Here is a 3,444-nt window from a genome sequence, read left to right as displayed (position 1 = left end):
CTTGGCTAATGTGGAGCGGGCCGTAATGTGAACAAGCCGGATGCTGGTGAATCTGGTCAAGCAGCTCGGTGTCTTGTACTCAACATAACTTTGCGCCGTGGGCGTAACGTGAAGTTCCCTCTGAGCGATTCATGGAGGTCATCATGCTCACGGAACTATTTCCCGTAGCCCATCGCCGCTACACCGCGTCGCCGTCCGCACCCTGGTTAAGCGGTTTTGCCGAATGGTTGTCAACACAGGGGTATTCGCGCAAGGCGATGCGAGGACACGTTCTCAGGCTTCGGCAGGCACTTGAGCGAACCCGATCGTTCTCGCCTGAAGTGCAATCGTCTTCGAAGCAGTTTTCCAAGCTATTTGCCTTCCCCACCCGCCAGGCGCAGTACCGGGCCACGGAGCACAATTTTCGCCGCTACCTGACGGCGTGCGGTCGGTTAAGTCCGCAGCCAGAGCCAGAATTCGGCCGGTTCACGTCGCTGCTGGTCGCGTATCGACGATATCTGCTCGACGTGCGGGGGTTGGCGATGGAAACGACCAGACATCATCTGAACACTGCGTACGCCTTTCTCAACCATGCTGTCGAACCTGCATCCGGGATCAGTGCGATCTCCGCGCAGGCAGTCGAGTCATTTGTTATAGCTACCGGTCAACGGATGAAGCGTACAACGCTGCAACAGCCGGTTGCACAACTACGTTCTTTTCTACGATTTTGCTACAACTGTGGAGAAGTTCCAGCGCGTCTCGACGGCATCGATACGCCGCGTGTTTACGAGGGTGAATTGCCACCGAGAGCGCTCCCGTGGAAGCTCACCCTCGCGTTTCTGGACACCATCGACAGGACCGAGACTGCGGGCTGTCGCGACCATCTCATTCTCTATCTGATGGCCTGTTTCGGGTTGAGACCGTCCGAAGTCGCATCGCTGGATCTGAAGTCAATCAACTGGGCTTCCAGGACACTTCAGGTGGAACAGCGCAAGACGCGTTCGAGCCTGGTCCTTCCTCTGCCAGCCCCTGCGCTTGAGCTACTTCGCAACTATGTTTGCAACGTTCGCCCCGATAGCGCACTTCCGTCGCTGTTTCTTCGGCTGCGCGCGCCCGCGCAGGCAATGACGAGCACATCAATCAGGTCCATTTACCGAAGACGAGCGCGGCAGAGTGGGTTGCCGCTTGATGCGACTTCGTCTTACAGTCTGCGCCATGGGTTTGCGATGCGATTGTTGGACCGCGGGGTCGGCATCAAGGCCATCGGCGATCTGCTCGGACACCGAACCGTGCAAAGCACGCAGGTCTATCTCCGGTTGCAGACCGAGAGCTTGCGTGAGGTCGGATTGTCGCTGCCATGCATCTCCCGCGATCGAGGGAGGTCAGCATGAATCCGCGCGACTATCCCCTTGGCCAGCTCGTTGAGCAGTATGTTGTCAAGCAACGTGCCCTCGGCCGCGAGTATCACTACGAGCAGATCACGCTTGTTTCTCTGGGGCGATTTCTGTCCATGCAATCCGCGGTCGACCTCGATTCGATCCAGTTCGATGCCTGGTGCCGCTCACTCTCCGCAATCTGCATTAACCACCGCCGGAAACGCCAGTTGATCGTTCGCAAGTTTTGTCTCTACCGGCAACGCACGGAACCGGCTTGCTTCGTCCCCGACATCCATCGCTTTCCACATCCAGTCGATTGTCGGCCGCCAGCCATCTTCGGAGAGCCGGAGGTAGTCCGCATGCTAGCGGCGGCCGATCAGTTGCAACCGACATATCGAGGCCCGCTACGGCCGGCGGTCGTCCGGCTAGCCGTGGTCTTGCTGTATACGGCGGGCCTGCGTATCGGCGAGCTGGCTCATTTGACGCTGGGCGATGCCGATATCGAACTTGGCGTATTGCACATTCGTGAATCCAAGTTCCATAGGTCACGATTTGTCCCGCTCTCAGCCGACGCATGGCAGGAACTGCAACGGTATCTCAAGCAGCGGTTGATGCTGCCGTCGTGCAACGAATCGACGTCGCCCCTGTTTTGCAGTTGCGCGAATGGATTTCGTAGCTACTCGATTGGCGGTTTGCGTGAAGCAATCCAGGAGGTGTTTCGGATAGCTGACGTGCGCGGCAGCGATGGGCGTCGCCCCCGCGTTCATGATCTGAGGCACGTCTTTGCACTGCAGGCACTCCTGCGCTGGTACCGGCAGGGAGTCGACGTCCAGTCACAGCTTCCCAAACTCGCACTGTATATGGGCCACGTCTCCATCGAGTCGACAGCCTACTACCTGAAGTGGATTCCGGCCATCGCTGAAGAAGCCAGTCGGCGTTTCGAAGCACACTACGGTGATCTGATTGCAGGAGATACATTATGAAACCCCATCGTTCCAACGCACTTGGACGGTCGCTGGTCCGTTTCTTCCAGGAGTATCTGCCAACCTTGCGTGGTATGAGCCAGCACACCATCCATGGCTATCGTGACGCCGTCGTACTGTTCCTGCGTTATCTCGCCGAGGATTCCGGGCGGCCCGTTGACCGACTGGACCTTAGCGACATTAATGCGGTGAACGTCAGCCGTTTCCTGACGTTCATCGAGGAGAAACGCGGCAACAGTATTAACACGCGCAATGCCCGACTCGCGGCAATCCACACTTTCTCGCGCTTCCTGGCGAACGACTATCCAGAACATATGGTTGAATGGCAACGGGTACTGGCGCTGCCATTCAAGCGGGGGGCAACGCAGGCACCGATCGAATATCTTGAAGCTGATGAAGTCAAGGCGGTACTCTGCAGAATCGATCGTTCCACCGAGGCTGGACGGCGCGACTACGCGTTGTTCGCCGTGTTGTTCAACACCGGCGCCCGGGTGCAGGAGATTCTTGATCTGCGTCGTTGCGATGTGCGTGCTCAATCGCCTTACCATGTACGCTTGACAGGCAAGGGTAGCAAGACACGTCTATGTCCGATCTGGGCACAGACGGCCAGACTGCTGCAGGAATTGTCTCGACTTCATCCCGATATCGAGGATGGCGAGAACATCCTGTTCCGCAACAGCCATGGCGGGAAACTGACCCGCTTCGGTGTGCGCTACCTGCTACACAAATATGTTACCGCGGCCGCTGAAGACGTCGAGACTCTCCGTACCAAGCGAATTCACCCTCACTCGCTGCGTCATGGAACCGCCATCGCGTTGCTTAAAGCTGGCGTCGACTTTGCAACCATCAGTCAATGGCTGGGACATAGCAGCTTGAACACCACCATGATTTACGCGCGAGCCGACATGGATGTCAAACGGCAGGCACTCGCACAAGTGTTCCCTGATGTTCTCGCGACGCCACCAACACACGCGCCCAAAAAAGTCGACCTTGTCGATTGGCTGCGGCAACTGTAGTCGAAATTATGTAGAGTTCGGCGGTTAGCGAAACACCACCGCATTGTAGGCTCCCTACCGAACTCCACATTACACTCTGCTCCACATTAG

3 protein-coding genes are annotated in these 3,444 nt (G+C 57.4%); all 3 read left to right on the top strand.

All coding sequences use genetic code 11. From position 1 onward, the window contains the following. Window positions 1-143 precede the first annotated feature (143 nt). The 3 genes from M0D67_RS41780 to M0D67_RS41770 are packed head-to-tail and all read left to right on the top strand — an operon-like array spanning window position 144 to window position 3,354. Complete coding sequence (locus tag M0D67_RS41780) at window positions 144-1,370, top strand: tyrosine-type recombinase/integrase (protein ID WP_266243610.1); 1,227 nt, start codon at window positions 144-146, stop codon at window positions 1,368-1,370. After that, window positions 1,367-2,338 (top strand): tyrosine-type recombinase/integrase, encoded by a 972-nt coding sequence (locus M0D67_RS41775; RefSeq protein ID WP_201142391.1) that lies wholly within the window; start codon window positions 1,367-1,369, stop codon window positions 2,336-2,338. Before M0D67_RS41780 ends, M0D67_RS41775 begins: the two co-directional genes overlap by 4 nt. Then, window positions 2,335-3,354 (top strand): tyrosine-type recombinase/integrase, encoded by a 1,020-nt coding sequence (locus M0D67_RS41770; RefSeq protein WP_200655491.1) that lies wholly within the window; start codon window positions 2,335-2,337, stop codon window positions 3,352-3,354. The genes M0D67_RS41775 and M0D67_RS41770 overlap by 4 nt, the downstream gene beginning before the upstream one ends. The last annotated feature ends 90 nt before the right edge of the window (window positions 3,355-3,444 follow it).

Origin of the sequence: Paraburkholderia sp. SECH4 (genome assembly GCF_030511745.1) — a bacterium.
Lineage (GTDB): Bacteria > Pseudomonadota > Gammaproteobacteria > Burkholderiales > Burkholderiaceae > Paraburkholderia > Paraburkholderia madseniana.
Note: the sequence above shows the minus strand (reverse complement) of the source record. Positions and strands in the feature narration are given on the sequence as shown.